Raw genomic sequence first — 23,130 nt, 5'->3', positions numbered from 1 at the left:
CGATTACCGCAAGAAGTCGAGGAGCGTCGGCTGGATAATGCGGGCACCTGCAGAAAGGGCTGCACGGTGGACGGTCTCATGTGACTTCAGTTCCATGATGACTTTCTCCACGTCGATGTCCTCATTATCAGACATGATGGTCTTGGCGATAATCTCATGGTCTTGTAAACGGTTGTCGACGAGCTCCAAACGGTTCGCACGGGCCCCGAGTTCGGCGCGCTCTGTGATCAAGTTTTGACCGAGTGTGTCGAGCGTGTCGAGCATTGCCGAGAAGTCTTGGCCAGTCTTCGTCGAATCTTGAAGCGCCAAACTCAAGTCACGCAACCCTTTGAACAACTCTTCACCGAAGATGGTCTCCGGCTGCATATTGACTTGAACTGTGATTCCTTTCGACACTTCAAAGTTGATTTCACCGCTACCAGTCGGAACTGCACCACTCTCATAAATATCGGCCACAGGCGCAGCCGGGTCGGTACTTGCTAAATACGCTTTTAGATTGGCGATATTAATGAGCGGTTGATCCGTTTTCGTCCCGTTGTAAATATACTTCTCACCCGCCTTTGAGTTGGCGAGAGAGCCGATATGTTCGATCAACTGATCGACCTCACTCTTGATGATGGCACGCTGCGACGATTCATACGTGTCGTTCGCCGCTTGCGTCGTCAATTCGCGAATCCGCTTGACGGCTTCCGTGACTTCGTTGAGCGTCGAATCCGTCAAATCCATCCAGCTCGTCGCCTCGCTGACGTTACGACGGAATTGGTCGACTTCACGTACTTCGGTCCGGTAACGAATCCCTTGCATCGCGACGACTGGGTCCTCTGATGCTTTTTGAATCCGTTTCCCGCTGATGAGTTGTTCCTGGACACGAGCAAGTGTGTTGTAGCTACTGGATAAATGCTTCAAGTTCGTCTGTGTGAGCATTGTCTGTGTGACACGCATCAGTCATTACCTCCCTACGACACCCATGCCGTTAATGATTTTGTCTAACATTTCATCGACGGCCGTGATGTTACGGGCCGCTGCATTATAAGCGTGCTGATACTGGATCATCATCGTCATCTCTTCATCGAGCGAGACGGCACTGACCGACTGACGCCGCTGGTCTGAACTGCTTAACAGAGCGAATGTACTCTTGGCGAGGTTGCCGTTCTGGCTCGCCTTGACAGCCATGTTCCCGATGACGTTCTGATAATACTTACCAATCGACGTGGTAACTAAAGCTGAACCACCTGAAAACGCAATTTGCGCATTCTTTAAGTTTGCCAAGTCAAGAGCCCCGCTACCGTCTCCGATGTTTTTGTCTTTTGAGATGGCGATCAAGTTCAAGTTCTCTAAAATTGTCGGATTGACCGTTACGGTCTTCGCATCGCTGCCAAAAAAGAAGTCAATACCGGTTTGGCGAGGGTTGTCTTGAACATTCCCATCGTAAAAAGTCTTATGCAAATCATTAAATGCCGTCGTGAACTCTTTTGCCATGGCATCTAAATCCAACAGCATTTGTTCAAATTCACCTTTATGCGCCTCTGCGCCCGACGTGGATCCATACATTTCGACAAGTGCTCGCAGCTTACCGTTCGGCATGTCTTTGAGGGGCATCGCCTTAGTTGTCGCAGCATCTGCCGCACGGTATGTCGACTCGGTCACTGCTCCGACACCACCCGTGATGCCATCGACCAATTTCACTTTGATAGGTTTTGGCGGCGCGCTCGGATTTAAGGGATCAATGACACCTGGTACGGAAATCTGAATATCAATCCGTCCTTCCGCGACACGTTGCGAGTTCCCGCGTGTCTCCCCGTTTGTGTAATCAACCGGGACGCGTTCGAACTCGATATATTGTGACAACTCGTCCATATAACGATCGCGCTCATCATACAATTCGTTCGGTAAGACCCCAAGCGGTTCCGCGTCCCCGATTTGACGGTTGACGTCACCGATTTTCGTCAACAAGTCGTTGATTTTTTTCGTGACGACGCCCGCTTCTGCTTTCAAGTCTTCTTGTACTTTCGATAACGAAGAAGACATGTAGTTGAACGTTTGTGTCAACGTCAACGCTCGTTGCCGAACCACGCTTCGCGCACCCGTATCATCCGGGTTAACCGACAAGTCTTGAAGTGACGCCCAGAACAAGTCGAGCGATTTAGCGAGTCCGTTCTCAGACGGTTCGTTGATGATGTCTTCCATCCGGCCGAACGCCGCTTCTTTCGTCGCATAGAAGGCGTTCTTCACCGACTCATCACGATACTGTTGATCGATCATGAGATCGCGAATTCGGGCGAGTGTCTCCCCGCGTACACCTGTCCCGAATTGTCCGGCTTTCGTCCCGCCGAAGTTGACCGAGAGCTGTTCGGTCATCCCGAGTGTGAGTCGTTGCCGTGAATAGCCAGGGTTTGAGGCGTTCGCCACGTTATTCCCGGTCGCTTGAAGCGCCCATTGGTGTGTCGAGAGACTGCGGCGTGCCGTCTCTAATCCCATAAATGTTGAACCCATTCCACTTCCTCCTTAAACGTCACGGCTGAACGAGCGTGTTTCGAACGCTTGTTGTCCGTATGTAAAATCATCTGCTTCCGGCATGAGCATATCCAGATGCCAAGTAATATAACGAAGGGATTGTTCGAGTAGCGTCGCGTTCAATTCGTTCTGTCGCTTCAACTCGAACAAGACCGGTCTCAATTCCTCTATCTCTTCATCGTCCAATTCATACGTCCCTTGAAGTCGTTCCGCTTCTTTTTGTGAAATTTGTCGAACGAGTTTCGCTTCTTCTTTGACGAGCGTGCTAAATGCCACCATGTCATTTTGAATGAGTTGCTGTTCTTTCGCGTAAGCCAATTCGAGTAACCGTTTATGTAATGTGAGCATGAGTCTCTCCTTTTTTCAAAAAAAGAGCCGACTAAAGAAAGGGGTGCCCCTTATTTAGTCAGCTTCCGTGCCGTGTTATTCAGTGCGAAGGCCTCAAACGGACCTCGCTTCCATTCATCCTTGTAGAAAGCGTTTAGCGATTTCGCGCGCGTCCCGTGAATACGTGCCCGCATCAATCTCTGCTTTCAAAGCGTCGATTTTTGCGAGACGGTCCGGATGTTTCACCGGTTCTTCAAACCGGGCGCGTGCTTCCGCCGAGATTGACAATTGGTCCGTTTGGCGTGATTGCGCGGGCTTCGGTTCGACTTGCGTTTTCTTTTCATAAGTGTTCGGTAAGTGTACCCACTTGGCTGAATCGATGCGCATGCGTCTTCCCCCTCTTCATGATGTTAATCCAAACGATAAGTGCGGATGCTTGATTGTTTCGTCAAGCTCTCCTGTAGACTGGACAGTTCCTTCTGCATATCTCTCTGGCAGTTCGAACAAATTTTTCCTTCGTTCGTCGGTTGACCACAACGGACGCAGCTGATGGCAAGCGCCGGATTGTCCTTGATGATCAAGCGTCCTTCATGGATATATCGCGTGATATCAAGTTCAGAGACGCCCGTCGCTTCGACGAGGGCTCCGATGGTCGTCTGTTTGTTGGCTGGCTCACGAATGAAGTCGCGGACTTTCAAAAAGTTTTGGAAGTCGACATCACTACATGATGGACAGTACGGTGAACGGCTTTGCTTCATAAACAAGCGTCCACACATTTGGCAAGTTGCTGCATCCATTGGTTTCACCTCTGCTCTTTATATCGGATGCGATTTCGATTTGTTTAGCGCCCGAAATAAGCAAATCGCAGAAACATCTGATGCACCTGCCTGTCGCAACGAAAATGCCGCCTGATGAAGGGTCGTCCCCGTCGTATAGACGTCGTCTACAAGAATGATTTTCCCACATTTCACTGAAGTTGGTACAGTGAAAGGATTCGTTCGGTGTCGTCTTCCTTCTTTCCCGAGTTCACGTTGACTTGAAACCTCCGTTTTTTCGAGAAGCTGTCGCGTCGGACCGATACATCGCGCGAGTACCTCGGCCTGATTGAAGCGACGTGTCTGAAGTCGCTCCTTACTCAACGGGACCGGAACATAGGTCACGCCAGATGAACGCGATGCCCGAAGCGCTGGCACGACCGATGAGGCGATGACGACGTCCCCGCTGAATTTAAATCGATGTAGCCAGTCAATTCCTGCCTCATCGTATGCGTACAGGCAACGGACGGTCAAATCGAGACCGAGCGCGAGCCAGCGGATGCAGTCCGGACACGTCTCACCGGTCTCATTCGGTTGACCGCAGCGCGGGCAACCCGTACCGAGCGGCGTCAGTTTCGACTCGCAAGAAGGACACACCCAGTCTCGTCGCCATAATGTGGCAGGAGTCCACGGGACGGTCATCGACTCATGACAAATAAGACATCTCATCGCCGATTCGCCTCCTTGATCTTCCGTATGGCAACATCTTGACGGAACGTCCGCTCCCTGTAAAAGAAACAGACCTCTCCTGTCGGCGCTTCCGGTTTCCGCCCCGCCCGTCCTGCCATCTGAATGAGTCCCCGTGTCGAGAAGAGCCGATGCTCGCTCTCGAGTACCCCGACCTGCACGTCCCGAACCGTCATCCCCCGTTCCCAGATCGAGGTCGCAAGGACGACGCCCTTCGTCTCTTGGAGCCAGTGAAGGGCGTCAGTCCGCTCCTCGGTCTCAGCCGATACCGTCCGACATGCGAGTCCCGCACCTTCTAACATCTCGCGATACCGCTCCAAATCAGGTTTCGTCGGCACGAAAAAGAGACGTGGTTTCAAGGCGTGATGTCGACAGAACTCTACGATTCGTTCGTCGGACTGTTTGACAAGTGTCGGGACCGGCAAATCAAATCCGTGATAGCGCCGCGACAGATGAACCGTCGGAAACATCTGTTGCCAAACGGTCGGGGTTGCCGTGATGAACAAGAAGACACCTCTCCCGACCCGACGAATCGTATTCCATAACGCGATGTCAAAGGCAAACGGGAAAGCATCGGACTCATCGACGAGCACATAATCGAAGACGTCCCGAACATTCATGAGTAACGGCGCGGTCGCCACCGTGATCATCCCGACGGAGTCTTTCTCCCCTCCCCCGTATCGTCTCGTGACAGGCACGGTGAATGCTCGTTCGAGCCGTTCGACCCATTCGATGGCGACGTCTTTCCTCGGGGACACGATCAATACCCGCTTCCCTGCATTGACGACCCGCTCAATCACCGGGAACGTCATCTCCGTCTTCCCGGCGCCACATACTGCATGCACGAGCCCCGTCTTCCGCTCGTCCCACCACGTGAGCAGCTGATTTGCGACCCGTGTTTGGTCGGGAGCGAGCTCGAACGGCATCTTCAAATCGGTCGTTTCGAGAGGTGTCGTGATGTCCCGCTCCTCTAGATAATCACAGCGACAGACACGCCCGAGGTATAGACAATTTCGACAATAGGCACAACTTCCGTGATGACAAGTGAACGTCCGGACGTCTGTGCTGAGGCAGCGTTGGCAAATGCCGAAGCGGATGGCCCGTTTTCCTGCCTGAGCGACAATAAGTTCTCCCATGACCTGACTCCTTTTTGTCATCACGCTACCAAAACGGCTATATAAATGCGATTCGACTTATCTAAAACAACATAGGTCGACTACACAAATAGGACCCGACGAAAGCGTCGGGTCCCACCTGTTATTTCTGTTTGTAGAACATGAGCGCCTCGTACGGACGAAGGGACAGCGTCGTCCCGTCGAGCTCAGGCACGTCATAGTTGTGGCTGACGACGTTCACCCGCTCGAACCCTTCCGGAATCGTGTACGTCGTTTCAATTCCATAGAAGTTGGCGACGACGAGTAGCTCCTCTCGGTCCGTCTTCCGTGTATATGCCCAAACGTCTAGCGAATCAGGAGTAAGAAGCGTGTAGTCTCCGTCCGTCAAAACGTCAAGTTCTTTTCGTAATGCAATCAAATGTTTGTAGTGGTAGAACACCGAGTTCGGGTCACGGAGCGCCGTCTCGACGTTCACGTCCTCATAGTTCGGTGCCACGTTGATCCACGGCGTGCCGCTCGTGAAGCCGGCATGCGTCGTCGCATCCCACTGCATCGGCGTCCGCGAGTTGTCGCGTGACTTCTGTTTGATGGCGGCCATCATGTCTTCGTGCGACACGCCCTCTTCCCGCTTCAACTTGTAGATGTTGAGCGTCTCGATATCCCGATATTCGTCGAGCGAGTCGAAGCCAGGATTCGTCATCCCGATTTCTTCCCCTTGATAGATATACGGTGTCCCTTGAAGGCCGTGGAGCACGGTCGCGAGCATCTTCGCGCTCTCGACGCGATGGTTCATGTCGTTCCCGAAACGGCTGACCACGCGCGGTTGGTCATGGTTGCACCAGAAGATGGCGTTCCATCCCTTCCCGTGCATCCCTTGTTGCCACGTCGACATGATGTCTTTCAATTGAATGAAATCGAACGGTGCAGCGACGAACTTCTCCCCGTTCGGATAGTCGACTTTCAAGTGGTGGAAGCTGAACGTCATGCTGAGCTCGTTCTCGTCCGGGTTTGAATAGCGGACGCAGTGGTCGAGCGTCGTCGAAGACATCTCCCCGACCGTGATGACGTCGTGCCCGTCAAATACTTCCCGGTTCATCTCTTTTAAATATTCGTGGATGCGTGGACCGTCCGTGTAGAACTTGCGACCGTCCGACTCGTCTTCCGGGAAGTCCTGTTCTTTCGAGATGAGGTTGATGACGTCGAGACGGAATCCTTTGATTCCTTTCTTACGCCAGAACCGCATCATCTCGTAGACGTCCTCGCGCATCTGTTCATTCTCCCAGTTCAAGTCGGCCTGGGTCACGTCGAACAAGTGGAGATAATATTGCCCGCTCTTCTCATCATATTCCCATGCGTTTCCGCCGAACTTCGATTCCCAGTTCGTCGGTTCGTCGCGCCAGATGTAGTAGTCACGGTACCGCTCGTCTCCCGCCAATGATTTTTGGAACCATTCGTGCTCGGTCGACGAGTGGTTGACGACGATATCCATCATGAGGCCGATGCCCCGCGCCTCTGCCTCACGGATCAATTCATCGAGATCTTCCATCGTGCCGTAAGACGGGTCGATGGCATAGTAATCACTCACGTCATAGCCGTTGTCGTGTTGAGGTGACTGATAGACAGGTGTCATCCAAATATATTCGATGCCGAGTTCTGCCAAGTAATCTAGCTTCGCCGTCACCCCTTTGATCGATCCGGTCGCGTTCCCTTCCGGACTGTAAAAACTTTTCGGGTAAATTTGATAGACGACTGATTTGCGCCAATTTTTCTGTGTCATCAACGACATCTCCTTTTTGTAAGAGTTTTCATTTCAATAAGAAAGAGGGAAGAACTGCCGTCCCTCCCTCCCGAGTCATTGCTTATGCGACTTTGTTTTCTTCAAGTTCACCTTTCTTCATGTAACGCTTCGACAAGATGAATGTGAGCGCGAACGGTACGATGATCGCGATGACCATGCCGACGATGAAGAGAAGGATTTTATCTGTGAAGATGGAGAGGAATCCAGGGAGTCCTCCGACACCGATGGCGATTGCTTGCACATCGTTCAATGTGATGAAGATGGCAGCGATTGCCGACCCGATCATCGCTGAATAGAACGGGAATTTATTTGGTAAGTTGACCCCGAACATGGCTGGCTCTGTGATTCCGAAATAAGCTGAAATGGCTGAAGTCGACGCCATGCTCTTTTGTTTCGCGTTGTGCTTGTAGACGAAGAACATCGCGAGTGCAGCCGAACCTTGAGCAATGTTTGAGAGTGCGATCATCGGCCAGATGAACGTACCGCCTGTATCGGCGATCAACTGAAGGTCGATGGCGATGAACAAGTGGTGCATCCCGGTGACGACGAGCGGCGCGTAGAACAAGCCGAAGAGGAGTGCCCCGACGACCGGTACGGCTTCAAACGTGTTGACGAGTCCTGTCGCAATCACGTTCCCGATTCCACGAGTGACCGGTCCAACGATTGCGAGTGCAAGGAATCCAGTGACGACGATGGTTGTGATCGGAACGACCAAGAGTTGGATGGCGTTCGGTACACGTTTTTTCAAGAACATCTCGATTTGGCTCAAAATATAAGCCGCAGCGAGAACCGGCAAGATTTGACCTTGATATCCGACTTTCTCAATTTCGAAGAGTCCGAGGATATCGAATGTCGGTACTTCTCCTTCAAGTGCTGCTGTCCCGTAGCCCCAAGCGTTCAAGAGATCCGGGTGAACGAGCAAGAGACCCATGACGATCCCGAGCACTTCGCTCCCACCGAAACGTTTCGTCGCCGACCAACCGACGAGTGCCGGTAAGAAGACGAATGACGTGTTCGCCATCATGTTGATGAGGTCCCAAAGTCCTTGTAAGTTCGGATACGCCTCGATGAGTGTCTTTCCGTCGATGAAGAGACCTTCAGAAGCGAGTAAGTTGTTGATCCCCATGAGGAGACCGGCCACGATGATGGCTGGAATGATTGGCATAAAGACGTCAGAGAAGACTTTGACGAGTTTTTGAAGCGGATTCATTTTTTTGCCGCCTGCGGATTTGACCTCGGCGACCGTTGCCGCCTCAAGTCCCGCGAGTTTGATGAACTCGGCATAGACGCGGTCGACATCACCGGCTCCGATGACGATTTGATACACGCCCGAGTTCTCGAACGCCCCTTTGACGAGATCGACTTCTTTCACACGTGCCTCATCGACTTTTGACTGGTCTTTGAGGGAGAGACGAAGACGTGTCACACAGTGTGCGGCTTTGTCCACGTTGTCTTTGCCGCCGATCGCGTCTAAAATCTCTGCGGCAATTTGACGATAATCTGCCTTCATGTTGAATGTCCTCCTTTGTTTGAAAACTGTAAATGAAAACGGTTACTTATGAGTACAAACAAAGTATAACTTATCTATATAAGTTAAGTCAACAACTTATATATATGAGTTGAACATGAAAGTTTTGCGTTGTGATTTACTGTTAAAATTCCCCTATTTTGACTTAGGACAAACAAAAAACCCCTTCCTGTACGAAAGAGGTTTACCTACGGGCGACGTCGCTAAACTGGAACTTGTCCAAGCGGTGACGCGACTCCGTATATTCAAATTGTTGTCCTTCATATAAGAACGTATCGTTCGTGATGACGATGACGTATTCATAGTCATGCAAGTCGAGCCGCTTCCGGTCGAGTTCGGTCACGTCTTCTGCCGCAATCTTTCGTTTGGCATAGCTGATCTGTAGGCCGAGCTCTCCTTCGATATATCCATAAATCGAACGAGCCGCAATCTCTTCTGTTAATCCAGGGACGAGGTCTTTGACGAAATAGTTGATATCTAAGATGACGTTCTCCCCGTCAAAGTTCCGAACCCGTTCGATGCGAAACACGTGCGTCCCCGCCGCCAAATTCATCCGTTCGGCGAGCCAAGTCGGGGCCTCCATCTCTTCAAACGAAGCGACGTGGGTCTGAATAGAACGACCGAGCATGCTCGCGTACACTTCTGAGAAACTGACGATGCCGTTGAATTGAAACTCGATCTGGTCTCGTTTCAATACGAACACGCCTTTTCCATGATGCTTCCGGACATACCCGTTTTCCTGTAACAGATCGAGCGCTTTTCGGACGGTTCCCCGGCTGGCCTCGAACTGATGCATCAACTCGGTCTCAGACGGAAGCTTTGAGTCAGCGGGTCTTGTTCCATTTCGCATCTCTTCTGCCAGACGCTCAAAGATTTGGCGATATTTCGCCATCACATTCCCTCCTCCATTGAAAAAGACGACCATAGACGGTCGTCTCTCTTACCATTCGCGACGATACCACGTGATGCCGATTGCACCAGGTCCGAGATGTGTTCCGATGACGGGACCGAAATGGCTTCCCGAGATGTGTGCTTTCGGGAACTTCTGTTTCATCGAAGCGATCTCTTCCGCCTGACGCTCCGGGCAGTTGGCGTGAATGACGCCGATGCAGTAGCCTTCACCATCCCCGGCAATCGATTCGTCCATCATCTCTTCGATTCGGCGTACAGCCTTCTTGTATGTCCGAATCTTCTCGAACGGGACGATCAATTTATCCTGGAAATGAAGGACCGGCTTGATTTGCAAGAACGATCCGACGAGCGCTTGCGCCGCGCTCAACCGTCCACCGCGTTGCAAATGGTCGAGGTCATCGACGACGAAGTACGCACGAATCGAATCACGGACCGTTTCAAGTCGGGCGATGATTTCTTCTGGTGTCGCCCCATTGTCACGTAGGTGAAGGGCCTCTTCGACCATGAACGCTTGCGGCATACACGAAATCTCGGAGTCAAACGCATGAACCGTCACATCGACCATGTCATTTAGCGAGACCATCGATTGGTACGTTCCGCTGATTCCACTCGAGAGCGTGATCGCAATCACGTCCGTCACATCGTCCGGCAAGCTCTCAATCAATTCCACCGTCTCACCGATGACCGGTTGCGACGTCGTCGGTAGGTTACCCGCCTCGATACGCTCATAAAACGCCTCGGTCGACATGTCGATCGACTCGCGGTACGACACGCCATCGAAGATGACACTGAGTGGTGCGACATGGACGTCATGTCGCGCCAAAAAATCATCCGACAGATAGGCGGTACTGTCGGTTAAAATCGCAATGTTTCCCATACTATATCCTCACTTTACGTCGTTTCATTTTTCCAATTATGTTAGGATTCCATTCCATATTGTAACACAAAAACGAGGTAAAGCATCGGTGACGCTCAAATCTCGACCCAACCCCGGCGAATCGCATCCACGACGGCTTGTGTCCGGTCGTTCACGTCCATTTTACGAAGCACGGAGGAGACGTGATTTTTGACCGTCTTCTCACTGATAAAGAGCATGTCACTGATGTCTCGGTTCGAGCGCCCGTCTGCGAGAAGGTGTAACACCTCGACTTCACGGCGCGACAACAATTGATAGACCGGGTCATCCGTACGGCTCTCGACGCCACGTCCCGCTTGTTCCCCTTTGAATTGCAAGAGGCGACGGTACTCCTTCAGTACGTTCGTCGTCACTTTCGGATGAAGGTACGCCCCATCTTTTGCGACGGCACGGACTGCCGAGATCAATTCTGTCGATGCGACTTCTTTTAATAAGAACCCTGATGCCCCCGCTTCAAGCGCATGTGTGATATACGACTCGTCATCATGGATTGACAGAATGAGGACACGTGTCTCTGGTGAAAGAAGTGACAGTTGCTTCGTCGCCTCGATTCCGTTCATGTCCGGCATGTTGATATCCATAATTAGAATTTCCGGTTTTTGCTCGCCAGCGATGCGAATGGCTTCGCGTCCCGTACGCCCTTCGGCGACAACTTTAAATTCATCCTCCAAATCAAAAATCCGCTTCAATCCCTCGCGGAACAGTTCGTGATCATCCACGATCGCAATGCGTGTCTGTGTCGTTTCCATGTATGTCTTCCCCCTTGTTCTCTCACGGAATCGGAATCGACATCCGGACGACCGTCCCTTTGCCGACTTCCGAGTCGATGGTGATGCTTCCGTTCACCAATTCAATTCGTTCGCGCATTCCAACAATCCCGAACGACCCTTCGCCAATCGTGCTCGACTCAAACCCGACACCGTAGTCGCGGACGTGAATGTGAATCACATCACTCGCCTGCTCGACATTGACGATGATTTCGGCAGTTTTTGCATGTTTGATCGCATTTTGGACCGATTCTTGAACGAGACGGAACACGTTAATCTCCAGTTTCTCCGGTAATCGCGCACGCGACCCCCGATAGTTGAGACGTGTCTTGATCGCCGTATACTCCTCCGTTTGATGGAGATAGCGTTCGAGCGTCGGCAAAAAGCCCAAATCGTCAAGCGACATCGGACGTAAATCATAGATTAAACGACGGACGTCGACGAGCGCCCCACGAATCAACTTTTTCAATTCATGTAATTCGGCAAACGCCTCGTCTTTTCCTCGTTTGTCAAACGTCTTTTCAATCAGGTCGGCCCGTATCAAAATATGAGCAAGCGATTGCGCTGGTCCATCGTGCATCTCGCGGGCGAGATGGCGCCGTTCGCGCTCGGCCGCTTCGAATACGCCGATGGCCATCTCTTGCTTCTTCATCATGTCCGAATACTCTTGCTGTAGGTCATCCCGTAAGAAGTTCAAGACGACACTCACACGACCGATCAACTTTTCGGCACGTTCGATCGTATCCTCTAAAATGAGCAGACGACGCTCTAAGTCATTCCGGCGTTGCTGTGCCGCCATCTCTTCTTTTTGAACAAGAAAACGCTCGAGTTGCATTTGATTCGCCCGTTCGTAGGCTTCACGAATTTCTTGTTCACTATGTATATGAAACTTTTTACTGACTTGAACGAGCTTGGCCTTTGAAGCTTTCACGATTCGGTCGAGTCGATCGGATTCCTCGATGTAGAACTCGATTTTATCCGTCAATTCTTTTAACTCATTTTGAATTACTGAATATTCAGTTGCAGAACTTTCGGTTATACGGACAATCTCCTCTTTACTTTCCGTCACCGTTTCAATCATATTTGTTATGATATGTTCTAAAGCAGTCCGATCGGTAATATGATTCACGATGCCATCCCCTAATAGTTCGGTAGTTAATCCTCATCTATTCTTATATATCGTCCCACCCTAAACAGGTTTACAGCGGACATAAGAGATTTTTTATAATTCCATTCGCTAGAAGTAGCGTATGTGCCTACTTGAATTCTAAAAAAATATTCAAAAATAGAAAGGAGAATTTTCAGAAATGTCTATTGAGTCAAATTATACTATAAAACAAAGTGGAACATACGAAGTCGTTATCCAAAAATCAAAATTTATTGCTCATTTCAAACGTGTCGAAACCGAGGAAGAGGCGCAGACGTTCATCCAAGCCATCAAGAAAGAGCATTGGAACGCAAACCATAACTGTTCCGCCTACATCATCGGGGAACGAAACGAGCACCAGAAAGCGAATGACGACGGTGAGCCGAGCGGTACGGCCGGCATGCCGATGCTCGAGGTGTTACGCAAACGCCACTTGAAAGATACAGTCGTCGTCGTGACACGTTATTTCGGTGGAATCAAGCTCGGTGGCGGCGGACTCATACGTGCTTACGGTGGAACTGTGAGCGAAGGACTCGATGCGATCGGAATCGTCGAACGTCTACCGATGCAACAATTGACACTCACCGTCGACTATACTTGGATTGGGAAAGTCGAAAATGAGTTGAGACAGTCTAGCTACCTGCTCGATGACATCATCTACGCCGACCTCGTCACGTTTCATGTGTCGGTCCCCGTGGAAGAGACAGAGGAGGCACTCGCTTGGCTAACAGACATGACGAACGGTCAAGGTCAGCTTCAAACTCATACAATCCGCATCATCGAACGTGATTTCAAACGCTGAAACGCCTATACTAAAAGAAACGACTGAAATGAGGAAACAACATGGAAACACCCCCACGCAAGAAAAAATCACCTTGGAAAATTGTCCTCATCGTGTTGGGTGTCGTATTGCTGATCGGTGGTTCCGCTTTCGGCTATTTTGTCTTCAAAGCGAATGAAACCGCCGAAAACGCGAACAAGGCGTTGGAACGTGGCGACAAGTCAGAACGTCGCGACGAGACCATCGACTTGACGAAAGATCACTTTTCCGTCCTGTTAGCAGGAGTCGATGGCGGCGCCTCGCTCGAGGAAGGACGGACCGATTCGCTCATGGTCGCCACGTTCAACAAGGAATCGCGGCAAGTGACGCTCGTCAGCATCCCACGCGACTCATATGTCGACATCATCATCGACGATGAGGATCCGTTCAAAGACAAGATCAACCATGCTTACGCTTACGGAGGCATTGACACGACCATCGCGACCGTCGAGAACCTGCTCGACATCCCAATCGATTACTATGCGACCATCAACTTTGATGGAATCGAAGATTTGGTCGATGCGGTCGGTGGCGTCGAGATCGATGTCCTCATCCCCATCTCCGGAAAAGCGACCGGAAATGTCGAGCTAGAGCCTGGCGTTCAAGTCTTGAACGGAAAAGAAGCACTTGCCTATGCGCGGATGCGGAAGCAAGACCCTGCCGGCGACATCGGTCGAGCCGGTCGACAACAGCAAGTCATCGAGGCCATCATCAACGAGGCGACGACCATCAACTCGTTTACGAAGCTGAACCGGATCATGAATGCCGTCGGCGAGAACATTCGAACAAACATGTCGTTGTCAGAGGCTTCTCAGCTTCAACCGTACGCAAAATCGTTGAAGTCGTTTAACCGAGAAACGCTCGAAGGGAACGATTTGACGTTAAACGGTGTGTATTATTACGAACTCGACCCTGTTGACCTTCGCGATGCTCAGGCGCTTCTGCAAACGGAACTCGGCATGCCTGTGACAGCGGATGAACCATCGACAGACGAAACGGACGATTCGATGACCGAAACGACCACATACTAAAAAAGTAACCGGTATCGTCACGCGATACCGGTTACTTTTTTACGCTCTAGGTCGTCCGAGCAATCGTCGGGACGTACGGATGATCGGTTTATAGTTCGGATGAATCAGTTCAGTCGATTCCACGATCAATTCGATGACAATTAACACGACGATGAACGTGATGACCGCACCGAGCATCGTCGTCTTGGCGAACAAGATGGATGAGATGCCAAAGAATAAGGTCATCCCGTACATGAGTAGGACCGCCTGCCGTGTCGTGAAGCCCATATCGATCAACTGGTGATGCATATGCGATTTATCCGGCGACATCGGCGGTCGTCCCTGGACGAGTCGACGCACGATGGCGAAGATCGTATCCGAGATCGGTAACCCGAGCAAGAGGACCGGGACAACGAGCGAGAACAACGTCACGTTCTTAAATCCGATGAGCGAGAAGACAGCGAGCATATATCCGAGGAACAGTGCCCCCGTATCGCCCATAAAGATTTTCGCCGGGTAGAAATTATGGACGAGAAACCCGAGCGTGCTCGCAAGGAGCAAGAGCGCCATCATCGTCAAATAGACGTTTCCCTGAATGATGGCCAAGACAGCAATCGTCCCGAGGGCGATGCTCGACACACCCGCGGCGAGACCATCGAGACCGTCAATCAAATTGATGGCGTTCGTGATCCCAATCAGCCAGAGGACGGTGATCGGGATGCTCCATGACCCAAGGTAGAGTTGCTGGTCGAACGGAAGATTGATGAGTTCGATTCGCATCCCCGAGTTCAAGACGACGACCGTCGCAATCATCTGCCCCATCAGCTTGACGCGGGCCGATAATTGGAACCGGTCATCGATCAGTCCGGTAAGGAGAATCACGACAGCCCCGATCAAGATGGCATCGTTATAACGACTCGTCGGAAGCAGCAAGGCGTAGCCGATGAAGAATGCGATAAAAATCGCGAGACCCCCGATTCGTGGCATCGTCCGTAAATGTACTTTTCGTGCGTTCGGATGATCGACTGCACCGATGAAAAATGCGAATCGACGAACGAGCGGTGTAATCAAGATGGCCATCACAAAACTGACCAACATGGCAATCCATAGCATGGGCCGACAGTTCCTCTCTCAAAAAAATAGACTCTGGCGAATTATATCATATTTTGAATTCATGAGTAGATATCAGTCCGTTTACAACAAAAGCCGATGAGGCATTCCCCATCAGCTCTGGATTATGAAAGTGTCGATGCCACTTCTTCTGTCGGTTCGTATGTATACAAGCCGCGACCGATTTTTTTGATTTCCGGGTTGACCCCTTCAATCTTCACCATCAATTGGTAAATGTTGCTGATGTGATGACGGTAACGAAGTTCAAGTTCCATTTGAATATCACGTACACTCATCGTCTGACGCTCCTTCAATAGATCCGTCACTTGATGAACGTACACCTCGAGCGGATAACGCTGGTTCACACGTCGTGGACGTAGGCGTTTTGACGCATCAGTCATTGGGTCCTTCTCTTCTCTATCTCGACTCAATTCCGCAATCAAATACTCGGCACGTCGTTGCAATTGACGATACGACTCTTCAATTTCCATTAATTCTCGATAAATGTGGTCATTGACATTCGTAGATTCCATACACAAATCCCCTTCTACATCCAATTATAATTTGGAATTCCCTAATTTAAATCAGCAATTCCTAATAATCCCTCTATATCTTCTATAAAAGTGTAACGGATTTGTAATGTGTTTGTCATCTCTTTTTGGGCAATTCTGTCTATTTAGGACTTTTGACTCAAAAAAAGACGACGACTGTTCGGGGCAGTCGTCGTCTCACGGAAGATGATTGTAGCCATTTACACGTGAACGCGTTCGAGGATGCGTTCAAGTGAAAGTTCGTCAGTAGAAGCGACGATGAGGTCTGCATGACCAAGCATCGATTCTTCTCCGACGGCGACAGCAAACATATTTGCCGCTTTGATTGCAGTTACGCCGGCAGCCGCGTCTTCAACGCCGATGGCGAGTTCGGGTTTCACGCCAAGGGCAGAAGCGGCCTTCAAAAACACTTCGGGGTGTGGTTTTGATTGGGCGACAGTTGCTGCATCGACAATATGGTCGAAGTAATGTCGGACACCAAGTGCGTCAACGACCGCAAATGCGTTCTTTGAAGCAGAAGCCATTCCGATTTTGAGTCCCGCCTCTCTGATTTCATCGAGGAATGAAACGATACCAGGAAGAAGATCGTCGGATGAGATATGTTGAATGAGTTCAACGTAGTGCTCGTTTTTCTTTTGTGCGAGTTCTTCTTTCTCTTCCGGTGTGAAATCGTTCTGTTTACCGCCGAGCGTAAGGATCCGCTCAAGCGACTCAGTCCGACTCACGCCTTTGAGCGTTTCGTTGAATTCGCGGTCAAATGGAATTCCGAGCTCTTCACCGAGCTGCTTCCAAGCGAGGTAATGGTACTCTGCCGTGTCAGTGATGACACCGTCCAAATCGAAAATCACTGCTTCAATCGTTGACATACATGCTTTCCGCCTTTCCTTCAAATGCTTGTGTCGTCAGACTACATTTAGGGAACTTGACAAGTACCCGTCGCACGTTTGGTCAATGATGCAAACGGTTGCACTTGTTCGATTTCTATTATAAATGAAAACGTTATCTTGATGCAACCGTTTTCGCAAAAATCAAAAAAAGAGAAGAGCCTGTGCTCTCCCCTTCCTTATTACAGCTGAATCCCGACCACTTTCACGTTCACAGAACGTGGTGTCATCGCAAGCATCGTGTCCATATCTTGCGTGATGCGCTCTTGGACGGCCGTCACCGTTTTGATAATCGACTGTCCGTACGCGATGTAAAGTGATAGGTTGATGGTGATGCCTTCGTCCGACTCATCGACTTTCACATGTTTCATGAGCGCACGCTCTGACAATTTCGTATCTTCTTGCGTGAACGAGACGTGTTTCGTTTCTTTGACCGCGACCGCGGCGATCATTTCAACGACGTGACGTGATACGTTCACGTCGCCTTCTGTGCTGTGCATTCCATTTTCGTATGGCATAGGGTCACTTCCTTAACTCTAGTTTCGTTTCTTCTTAATAAAGTGTAGCGGAAATGAAGCGTTTAGAAAAGACTTTACCCTTTTACACCCTTCGTATTTTGGACTCGCTTCACGTCAATCTCGACGAGCGGACGCAAGAGACGGACCATCGGTGGACTGATAATCACGAGGACCATCACAAAGGCGACACCGAACAAGACGAGCAGTTGCATCCAAGATGTCGGCATGAACCCAGCCGGTATAAACGCCTTCCAGGCGACAACAAAGAAGACGTGGACGAGATAGACGTACAGACTATACTGCCCGGCACGCGAAAAAATCGGGAGCTGTCGTCCTGGGATGATGAGCGCGAAACTAATTGACATGAGGAGCGACACCGTATAGACGATCAAAAAGGCGAACGGTCCACTCCACATCGCCTCTGGGACGACCGTGTCATAGGCGAAACGGAATTTGAACAAGTTGCCGATATGATAGAACGTATCGTCTTGCTGGACGCGCATCGAGACCAAGAGCCCCAGCGTGAGCGTGGTGAAGACAATCGCCCCACCGATGCGGTATCGGTTCCGGTGCTCGGCCCGTTTCGGTAGCTCAAAGAAGTTGAGCGTATTTCGCTCGGACATCCAGTTCCCAATCAAGAAGAACGGATAGAACATGATGACTTTTCGTAACGCGAAATACCCCGTCGCCTCGGCTTGGAATCCGAACAGGAGCGCGAATAATAGGGCATACAACACGTACCCCTTCAGTTGTGTCACGTACGGGGTGATGATGTACCAGAAAATGATGGCCATCAGATACCAAAGCGCCCAGTATGGCTTCAACAAATTCAGTCCCGGATTTTCAAGTGAGAAAATCGGAATCCCTTCTGTAAATGCGAACCATGACCCAAGGATGACCTGCCAAATGACATAGACCACGAATAGCTGGATCACGCGCAAATAGCGGTTCTCCCGATAAAAGTAACCGCTCAACATGATGAATAACGGCATGTGGAAGGTATACAGGAACAGATACACCCACTTTGGTAAAATGTCGTCATAAGCGCCGCGGACATCGGTCAACAAGTGTCCGAAGACGACGAGTAGGACGAGTACTCCTTTAATATTGTCATACCAATAATTTCTCATAACATTCCCTCTAGTTCTCTATGATGACTGCAATGAAGCTGACCTTCATGTTTTCACGTTCTCTTTACAGACAGAATCCATATAGGTCTTGGAAAATTCCCTCACCTATCATAAGCGATTCCTCCACAAAGTGAAATTACGTTTCAACAAAATTTTCATGTCTTCACTGTCATCATTCCCATAATTCGAAGAATGCAAGCCGAAACGTCAAAAAATCCTCACGATTCAGCATGTTGTGTACGTATTCAAATAGACGGGATTGGGTACAGTATAGTATAGTAGTGTTACTTAATATTCAGAATATTCTAATAAAGGAGGTGGAGAGAATGGCATCGATCATCCGGAATCGACATCATATGGTGCACGACCCAAAACGTTCATTCTCTAACTTCGGATTCTGGTGGTTCGTCAGCGTCTTTTCCGTCGGATTGCTCCTTGTCGCCTTCGAGTCCGTCCGAAACGGGTTCTCTGCCATTCATCCTGTCTTGTCTAGCATGGTTTTCCTCGGTCTCACGTTCGTGCTCGGTGTCTGCGCCAAGCTGGCTCGTGACGTCTGGTGGCTCAACTACTTACTTGAGCGCACCCAAAACCGCTACTTATACATCGGTGGCGACACGCTCCAAAGTTGGCAGTATACGCTCGACTCGATTTGGTTGCTCACGCGCACCTCACAAAAAAAGCTCGGCCGATTGTATATCCAAATCGACCGAACTGTGCGTGCTGAGGAAGCGAAACGTTTATTCGCCGCCTATTTGATTGACCGAGGGGTCCTCGTCGTCTATTCTCGTCCGAACAAACCGAAAAAAATGGCTTGAATGAATCAGTCGAGGTATGCGGCAATCCATGTCCGTGCTGCCTCGACTTCTTCCATGCGAAGTTCATGTCCTCCCGAGTGATAGAAGAGCTCGACGTCCGCTCCCACGTTTCGGAGTGTCGACGTCAGCTCTTCTGTTTCTGTTTTCGGGCAAATCGGGTCGCGTTCGCCAGCCGAGATGAACACGTTCGTTCCTGACAAGTCAGGTAGCGTCAATGAACGGTCCGGTACCATCGGGTGGAATAGGAGTGAAGCAGTGAACGCCGGATGACGGTAAAGTGCCGACCCGATCAAATTCGCCCCGTTCGAATAGCCGAGCGGGATCATCTTGTCTCGGTCGATACCATACGTTGTCGCAGCTTCATCTAAAAACTGAAGGAAGCGCTCTGTCTGTTTCTTTAAATCTTCAAGGTCGAGCACCCCTTCCGCGTGGCGACGGAAGAAACGGGACATCCCGTTTTCAATGACATCCCCTCGAAGCGTCAAGATGTTCGCCTCGGTCGACAGTTCTTTCGCGAGCGGAATCAAATCCTGCTCGGTCCCTCCAGTTCCGTGTAATAAAACGAGTGTCGTCTCTTTGGTACCTTGAATGAATTGATGAATCATATGCGTTCTCCTCTCGGGATCGTGATTGTTGGTAGTGTGCGGACGATTTTATCTCGGTCCGCTTCGAGCCATGGCGGTAAGCGCAACGTCTCACCAAGCGTGTCAACGGATTCGTCCACGGTGAATCCAGGTACGTCCGTCGCGAGTTCGTGCAGGATGCGACCGGCATCATGGAAATAGACGGAGCGGAAGTAGTTTCGTTCTTTCACTTCGGTCGGTCTTAACCCAAGGTCAAAGATGGCATCTTGCCAGGTCGGATAATATTCTCCGTCAGAAATGCGCCACGCGATGTGATGAACTGTTCCCGTCCCAGGGACCCCGTTCGGTAAAATCGTTTTCTTCACATCGATGACGTTCCCGTAATCTGCTGACCCTTTCAAACGGATCCACTCTTCATCCTCTGCGACCCGTTCAAAGCCGAACAGTTCCGTCAACAAGCGCACGGTTTCGTCCGGTGCTTTCGACAACAAGGTCGCTCCGGCGAATCCGACAATTGCTTCATGTTCTGTGATACCGGGGATGACCCAGCGTGTCTGTTTAGAGCTCGGTCGGGCGACGAGTTCGACGACGAGTCCGTCCGGGTCTTCAAATAAAAGTGATGCCTCGCTGAACCGTTCAGTGGCGACGGTCGCGATGCCGTGCTGTTGTAGTCTTTCTTCCCAGAACGGTAAACTTCCTGCCGGTACGAGATAAGTCGTCACGCCAACCTGTCCGCTCCCGACCTGCCCTTTCCCTAAGCCCGGGATCGGGAAAAACGTGATCACCGTCCCTGGTGTTCCGACTTCGTCCCCAAAATAGAGATGATACGTGCCCGGGTCATCAAAATTGACGGTCTGTTTCACGAAGCGGAGACCGAGTACCTGTCCATAAAAATCTAGCGTACGTTGCGGGTCTTGTACCATCGACGAAATGTGATGGATTCCCGTAGACTGCGTTTTCATTGTCATCCTCCTTTTATTATCTTGATTTCAAGATAAATCATTTACCAGAAAAAGTGAAACTTTTTGCTCAAGGTGGCGTACGATAGAAGAAGAGACATTCTAAGGAGGGAATAGAATATGGCATTACATATCGAACGCGTCACCAAGGAGTTTGGTGACTTCAAAGCTGTCGACGACCTCACGTTCCGCGTCCCACAAGGGGAAATGTTTGGTTTGCTCGGTGCAAACGGTGCTGGCAAGACGACGACGTTCCGGATGATCCTCGACATTTTGAAGCCGACCGATGGGAGTATCACGTGGAACGGTAAAGCGGTCGACCATCGCATCGTCGGCTATTTGCCCGAGGAACGTGGCCTGTATCCCAAATCCCAAGTGCGTGAACAGCTCGTCTTTCTCGCAAGCCTAAAGGGCATGCGCGGGAGCGATGCCAAACGCGCGGTCAAGTCATGGCTCGAACGCCTTGAAATTCCTCAATATGAAACGATGCGCGTCGAGCAGCTATCAAAAGGGAATCAACAGAAGATTCAGCTCGTCGCCGCCCTGCTCCATAACCCGGAACTCGTCATCTTAGACGAACCGTTCAGCGGCCTCGACCCGGTTAACGTTGAAATCCTGAAGCGTGAAGTTCTCGCGTTGCGTGACGCCGGGACGACCATCGTCTTCTCGAGTCATCGAATGGAACATGTCGAAGAATTGTGCCAACACGTCGGCATCTTGAAAGGTGGCCGTGCCGTCGTAAGCGGTGACGTCCCGACAATCAAGTCGAGATACGAAGAACCTGCCCTCTTTATTGAAACGGATCAGATTCACATTCTCGAGTCGCTCCCAGTCGTGGAGACAATCGAGCCTTACAAATCCGGTCATCTAGTACGCTTACATTCTTTCGAAGACAGTGACGCCGTCCTGTCGGCACTCGTCCGTCATCAGGCGAACGTGAAGACGTTCATGCGCCAACCGGTATCGCTCAATGACATCTTCATCAAGGAGGTCGGACAGCATGTTTCATAACTTTGGACCGCTCTATGCGTTCACACTCAAATCGAGAATTCGTTCAAAAGCATTCCTCATCTCGACGGCGCTAACCATCCTGTTCATCTTCGGGTTTACGAACATCGACCGCATCATGTCTACGTTTGAGGATTCCGAGCAAGCGAGCGCACTCGTCGTGTCTGAGAACAAAGAAATCGTCGACACGATGAAATCACTCGGCTATGAAGACGTCGCCTCTAGCGAAATTACGGAAGAAGAGGCACGGACCGGCATCAACGACGGAGAGTATGGGGTCGTCGCTTTTGTTGACGGCTATGATGCTCGCGTTATCTCCGAACGCCCGGAGCAGGAGTTCACGACCCTCTTGCAAACATCCTTACAACAGTTGCGCAATGCGGAATTGATTGAATCGTCCGATGTCGACCCGACCGTCATCGCTGCCCTCAGCGAACCGATCCAACTCGACGAGTCCTATCTCGGACGCGGTGGAGAGAACTCGGATGAGCTCCTCTCGTCTTCGGCGCTCGTTTACGTCATGTTGATGCTCCTGTACATTTCGATCATCACGTACGGATCGATGATTTCAACAGAAGTGACGACGGAGAAGTCATCGCGTGTCATGGAGCTCATCATCTCCACGACTCATCCGGTGACCCATATGCTTGCGAAAGTGACCGCTATCGGGACACTCGCCCTCATCCAAATCGGAATCTTCCTTGGGTTTGGTTATGTAAGTGCGAGTGGTAGCGAACTGGCGACGACGGTCATCGAGAACGCCGGCAACGCACGGGCTGTCATCTATCTACTCGTCTTCTTCTTGCTCGGGTACTTGTTGTACGCCTCACTCTTCGCTGTCCTCGGTTCACTTGTCAGCCGTGTCGAAGAGTCACAACAAATGGTCATGCCGGTCATCATGCTCCTCGTCGCTGCGTTCTTAGTCGCGATGTTTGGATTGAACAACCCGGATGCGACCATCGTGACCATTCTCTCGTTCGTCCCGTTCTTCGCTCCGATGCTCATGTTCCTTCGCGTCATGCTCGTCGATGTGGCCGTATGGGAAGTGGCGCTTTCGATTGGGTTACTCATCGGAACGATTGGTATCACACTGTGGATTGGCTCGAAATTCTATCGTGGCGGCGTCTTGTTCTATGGAACGAACGCTATTAAACAATGGCGACAAATATTACAAAACCGTCAATAACGTTTACAGCAAATTCGTTTTCGTTTACT

At 50.6% G+C, this 23,130-nt stretch carries 25 protein-coding genes; 5 read left to right on the top strand and 20 right to left on the bottom strand.

Annotated features, from left to right (window positions below; all coding sequences use genetic code 11):
• Positions 1–3: 3 nt before the first annotated feature.
• The 13 genes from flgL to KNO70_RS16295 form a co-directional block, all read right to left on the bottom strand.
• Entirely contained in the window at positions 4–942 is a 939-nt protein-coding gene (flgL, locus tag KNO70_RS03150) for a flagellar hook-associated protein FlgL (protein ID WP_214730400.1), read from the bottom strand.
• 6 nt (positions 943–948) lie between these two features.
• Positions 949–2,493 carry a flagellar hook-associated protein FlgK gene (gene flgK, locus KNO70_RS03145; protein WP_214683825.1) on the bottom strand — a complete coding sequence of 515 codons (1,545 nt, stop codon included), beginning with the start codon at positions 2,491–2,493 and terminating at the stop codon, positions 949–951.
• Positions 2,494–2,505: 12 nt separating this feature from the next.
• Positions 2,506–2,862, bottom strand: a complete 357-nt coding sequence (flgN, locus tag KNO70_RS03140) for a flagellar export chaperone FlgN (RefSeq protein WP_074036203.1) — start codon at positions 2,860–2,862, stop codon at positions 2,506–2,508.
• Between the two features lie 114 nt (positions 2,863–2,976).
• The gene (locus KNO70_RS03135; RefSeq protein WP_012726982.1) at positions 2,977–3,228 is read right to left on the bottom strand and encodes a flagellar biosynthesis anti-sigma factor FlgM; all 252 of its coding nucleotides are present in this window, start codon (positions 3,226–3,228) and stop codon (positions 2,977–2,979) included.
• 23 nt (positions 3,229–3,251) lie between these two features.
• On the bottom strand, positions 3,252–3,599 hold the full coding sequence (locus tag KNO70_RS03130; protein ID WP_251025516.1) for a flagellar protein: 348 nt from the start codon (positions 3,597–3,599) through the stop codon (positions 3,252–3,254).
• A 57-nt stretch (positions 3,600–3,656) separates the two neighbouring features.
• Complete coding sequence (locus KNO70_RS03125; protein ID WP_214730399.1) at positions 3,657–4,325, bottom strand: ComFC family protein; 669 nt, start codon at positions 4,323–4,325, stop codon at positions 3,657–3,659.
• Positions 4,322–5,479: a DEAD/DEAH box helicase family protein gene (locus KNO70_RS03120; RefSeq protein WP_214730398.1), complete on the bottom strand. Its 1,158-nt coding sequence runs from the start codon at positions 5,477–5,479 to the stop codon at positions 4,322–4,324. Before KNO70_RS03120 ends, KNO70_RS03125 begins: the two co-directional genes overlap by 4 nt.
• A gap of 121 nt (positions 5,480–5,600) precedes the next feature.
• Entirely contained in the window at positions 5,601–7,235 is a 1,635-nt protein-coding gene (treC, locus tag KNO70_RS03115; RefSeq protein ID WP_214730397.1) for an alpha,alpha-phosphotrehalase, read from the bottom strand.
• Between the two features lie 82 nt (positions 7,236–7,317).
• A complete protein-coding gene (gene treP, locus KNO70_RS03110; protein ID WP_047795045.1) occupies positions 7,318–8,766 on the bottom strand; it encodes a PTS system trehalose-specific EIIBC component in 1,449 nt (482 codons plus the stop codon).
• 202 nt (positions 8,767–8,968) lie between these two features.
• Positions 8,969–9,679 carry a trehalose operon repressor gene (gene treR, locus KNO70_RS03105; protein WP_211782464.1) on the bottom strand — a complete coding sequence of 237 codons (711 nt, stop codon included), beginning with the start codon at positions 9,677–9,679 and terminating at the stop codon, positions 8,969–8,971.
• A gap of 45 nt (positions 9,680–9,724) precedes the next feature.
• Entirely contained in the window at positions 9,725–10,573 is an 849-nt protein-coding gene (locus tag KNO70_RS03100) for a DegV family protein (protein ID WP_214730396.1), read from the bottom strand.
• A 95-nt stretch (positions 10,574–10,668) separates the two neighbouring features.
• Entirely contained in the window at positions 10,669–11,361 is a 693-nt protein-coding gene (locus tag KNO70_RS03095; RefSeq protein ID WP_214687252.1) for a response regulator transcription factor, read from the bottom strand.
• 22 nt (positions 11,362–11,383) lie between these two features.
• On the bottom strand, positions 11,384–12,508 hold the full coding sequence (locus KNO70_RS16295) for a sensor histidine kinase (protein ID WP_205728295.1): 1,125 nt from the start codon (positions 12,506–12,508) through the stop codon (positions 11,384–11,386).
• A 178-nt stretch (positions 12,509–12,686) separates the two neighbouring features.
• Here KNO70_RS16295 and KNO70_RS03085 point away from each other — a divergent pair, with 178 nt between their 5' ends.
• Positions 12,687–13,328, top strand: a complete 642-nt coding sequence (locus KNO70_RS03085) for a YigZ family protein (RefSeq protein ID WP_012726992.1) — start codon at positions 12,687–12,689, stop codon at positions 13,326–13,328.
• 41 nt (positions 13,329–13,369) lie between these two features.
• Positions 13,370–14,377 (top strand): LCP family protein, encoded by a 1,008-nt coding sequence (locus tag KNO70_RS03080; RefSeq protein ID WP_078147359.1) that lies wholly within the window; start codon positions 13,370–13,372, stop codon positions 14,375–14,377.
• Between the two features lie 39 nt (positions 14,378–14,416).
• Here KNO70_RS03080 and KNO70_RS03075 read toward each other — a convergent pair whose 3' ends face one another.
• The 5 genes from KNO70_RS03075 to KNO70_RS03055 form a co-directional block, all read right to left on the bottom strand.
• Positions 14,417–15,469, bottom strand: coding sequence for a glycosyltransferase family 4 protein (locus tag KNO70_RS03075; protein WP_078147360.1), 1,053 nt, complete (start codon positions 15,467–15,469; stop codon positions 14,417–14,419).
• A 122-nt stretch (positions 15,470–15,591) separates the two neighbouring features.
• On the bottom strand, positions 15,592–15,999 hold the full coding sequence (locus tag KNO70_RS03070) for a Rok-like winged helix domain-containing protein (RefSeq protein WP_078147361.1): 408 nt from the start codon (positions 15,997–15,999) through the stop codon (positions 15,592–15,594).
• Between the two features lie 218 nt (positions 16,000–16,217).
• Positions 16,218–16,883 (bottom strand): beta-phosphoglucomutase, encoded by a 666-nt coding sequence (gene pgmB / locus KNO70_RS03065; RefSeq protein WP_214683804.1) that lies wholly within the window; start codon positions 16,881–16,883, stop codon positions 16,218–16,220.
• Positions 16,884–17,083: 200 nt separating this feature from the next.
• Positions 17,084–17,419: an Asp23/Gls24 family envelope stress response protein gene (locus KNO70_RS03060; protein ID WP_012726997.1), complete on the bottom strand. Its 336-nt coding sequence runs from the start codon at positions 17,417–17,419 to the stop codon at positions 17,084–17,086.
• A 74-nt stretch (positions 17,420–17,493) separates the two neighbouring features.
• Entirely contained in the window at positions 17,494–18,549 is a 1,056-nt protein-coding gene (locus tag KNO70_RS03055; protein WP_214730394.1) for an acyltransferase family protein, read from the bottom strand.
• Positions 18,550–18,875: 326 nt separating this feature from the next.
• On the opposite strand from KNO70_RS03055, the gene KNO70_RS03050 reads away from it, so the two are divergent.
• Positions 18,876–19,364: a hypothetical protein gene (locus KNO70_RS03050; protein WP_214687256.1), complete on the top strand. Its 489-nt coding sequence runs from the start codon at positions 18,876–18,878 to the stop codon at positions 19,362–19,364.
• Between the two features lie 5 nt (positions 19,365–19,369).
• Here the strand turns inward: KNO70_RS03050 and KNO70_RS03045 are convergent, their stop codons facing one another.
• Together KNO70_RS03045 and KNO70_RS03040 are read right to left on the bottom strand one after the other, a co-directional pair.
• Positions 19,370–19,969, bottom strand: coding sequence for an alpha/beta hydrolase (locus KNO70_RS03045; RefSeq protein WP_214687258.1), 600 nt, complete (start codon positions 19,967–19,969; stop codon positions 19,370–19,372).
• Positions 19,966–20,910, bottom strand: a complete 945-nt coding sequence (locus tag KNO70_RS03040) for a VOC family protein (protein ID WP_214687260.1) — start codon at positions 20,908–20,910, stop codon at positions 19,966–19,968. The genes KNO70_RS03045 and KNO70_RS03040 overlap by 4 nt, the downstream gene beginning before the upstream one ends.
• A gap of 117 nt (positions 20,911–21,027) precedes the next feature.
• Here KNO70_RS03040 and KNO70_RS03035 point away from each other — a divergent pair, with 117 nt between their 5' ends.
• Both KNO70_RS03035 and KNO70_RS03030 read left to right on the top strand, forming a co-directional pair.
• The gene (locus KNO70_RS03035; RefSeq protein ID WP_012727001.1) at positions 21,028–21,918 is read left to right on the top strand and encodes an ABC transporter ATP-binding protein; all 891 of its coding nucleotides are present in this window, start codon (positions 21,028–21,030) and stop codon (positions 21,916–21,918) included.
• Positions 21,908–23,101 (top strand): ABC transporter permease, encoded by a 1,194-nt coding sequence (locus KNO70_RS03030; protein ID WP_214690617.1) that lies wholly within the window; start codon positions 21,908–21,910, stop codon positions 23,099–23,101. The genes KNO70_RS03035 and KNO70_RS03030 overlap by 11 nt, the downstream gene beginning before the upstream one ends.
• The last annotated feature ends 29 nt before the right edge of the window (positions 23,102–23,130 follow it).

Source organism: Exiguobacterium sp. s181 (assembly GCF_018617125.1).
Lineage (GTDB): Bacteria > Bacillota > Bacilli > Exiguobacteriales > Exiguobacteriaceae > Exiguobacterium > Exiguobacterium profundum.
This window is presented reverse-complemented; position numbering and strand designations above follow the sequence as displayed.

Excerpts from the sequence above, each read along its gene's own strand:
- KNO70_RS03030 (WP_214690617.1), top strand. The coding sequence starts at position 21,908 with ATGTTTCATAACTTTGGACCGCTCTATGCGTTCACACTCAAATCGAGA.
- KNO70_RS03130 (WP_251025516.1), bottom strand. The coding sequence starts at position 3,599 with ATGAAGCAAAGCCGTTCACCGTACTGTCCATCATGTAGTGATGTCGAC.
- KNO70_RS03050 (WP_214687256.1), top strand. The coding sequence starts at position 18,876 with ATGGCATCGATCATCCGGAATCGACATCATATGGTGCACGACCCAAAA.
- KNO70_RS03040 (WP_214687260.1), bottom strand. The coding sequence starts at position 20,910 with ATGAAAACGCAGTCTACGGGAATCCATCACATTTCGTCGATGGTACAA.
- pgmB (WP_214683804.1), bottom strand. The coding sequence starts at position 16,883 with ATGTCAACGATTGAAGCAGTGATTTTCGATTTGGACGGTGTCATCACT.
- flgL (WP_214730400.1), bottom strand. The coding sequence starts at position 942 with ATGCGTGTCACACAGACAATGCTCACACAGACGAACTTGAAGCATTTA.
- KNO70_RS03135 (WP_012726982.1), bottom strand. The coding sequence starts at position 3,228 with ATGCGCATCGATTCAGCCAAGTGGGTACACTTACCGAACACTTATGAA.
- treP (WP_047795045.1), bottom strand. The coding sequence starts at position 8,766 with ATGAAGGCAGATTATCGTCAAATTGCCGCAGAGATTTTAGACGCGATC.
- KNO70_RS03125 (WP_214730399.1), bottom strand. The coding sequence starts at position 4,325 with ATGAGATGTCTTATTTGTCATGAGTCGATGACCGTCCCGTGGACTCCT.
- KNO70_RS03045 (WP_214687258.1), bottom strand. The coding sequence starts at position 19,969 with ATGATTCATCAATTCATTCAAGGTACCAAAGAGACGACACTCGTTTTA.
- KNO70_RS03055 (WP_214730394.1), bottom strand. The coding sequence starts at position 18,549 with ATGAGAAATTATTGGTATGACAATATTAAAGGAGTACTCGTCCTACTC.
- flgK (WP_214683825.1), bottom strand. The coding sequence starts at position 2,493 with ATGGGTTCAACATTTATGGGATTAGAGACGGCACGCCGCAGTCTCTCG.
- KNO70_RS03085 (WP_012726992.1), top strand. The coding sequence starts at position 12,687 with ATGTCTATTGAGTCAAATTATACTATAAAACAAAGTGGAACATACGAA.
- flgN (WP_074036203.1), bottom strand. The coding sequence starts at position 2,862 with ATGCTCACATTACATAAACGGTTACTCGAATTGGCTTACGCGAAAGAA.
- KNO70_RS03095 (WP_214687252.1), bottom strand. The coding sequence starts at position 11,361 with ATGGAAACGACACAGACACGCATTGCGATCGTGGATGATCACGAACTG.
- KNO70_RS03075 (WP_078147360.1), bottom strand. The coding sequence starts at position 15,469 with ATGCTATGGATTGCCATGTTGGTCAGTTTTGTGATGGCCATCTTGATT.
- KNO70_RS03035 (WP_012727001.1), top strand. The coding sequence starts at position 21,028 with ATGGCATTACATATCGAACGCGTCACCAAGGAGTTTGGTGACTTCAAA.
- KNO70_RS03100 (WP_214730396.1), bottom strand. The coding sequence starts at position 10,573 with ATGGGAAACATTGCGATTTTAACCGACAGTACCGCCTATCTGTCGGAT.
- KNO70_RS03080 (WP_078147359.1), top strand. The coding sequence starts at position 13,370 with ATGGAAACACCCCCACGCAAGAAAAAATCACCTTGGAAAATTGTCCTC.
- KNO70_RS03060 (WP_012726997.1), bottom strand. The coding sequence starts at position 17,419 with ATGCCATACGAAAATGGAATGCACAGCACAGAAGGCGACGTGAACGTA.
- KNO70_RS03120 (WP_214730398.1), bottom strand. The coding sequence starts at position 5,479 with ATGGGAGAACTTATTGTCGCTCAGGCAGGAAAACGGGCCATCCGCTTC.
- treC (WP_214730397.1), bottom strand. The coding sequence starts at position 7,235 with ATGACACAGAAAAATTGGCGCAAATCAGTCGTCTATCAAATTTACCCG.
- KNO70_RS03070 (WP_078147361.1), bottom strand. The coding sequence starts at position 15,999 with ATGGAATCTACGAATGTCAATGACCACATTTATCGAGAATTAATGGAA.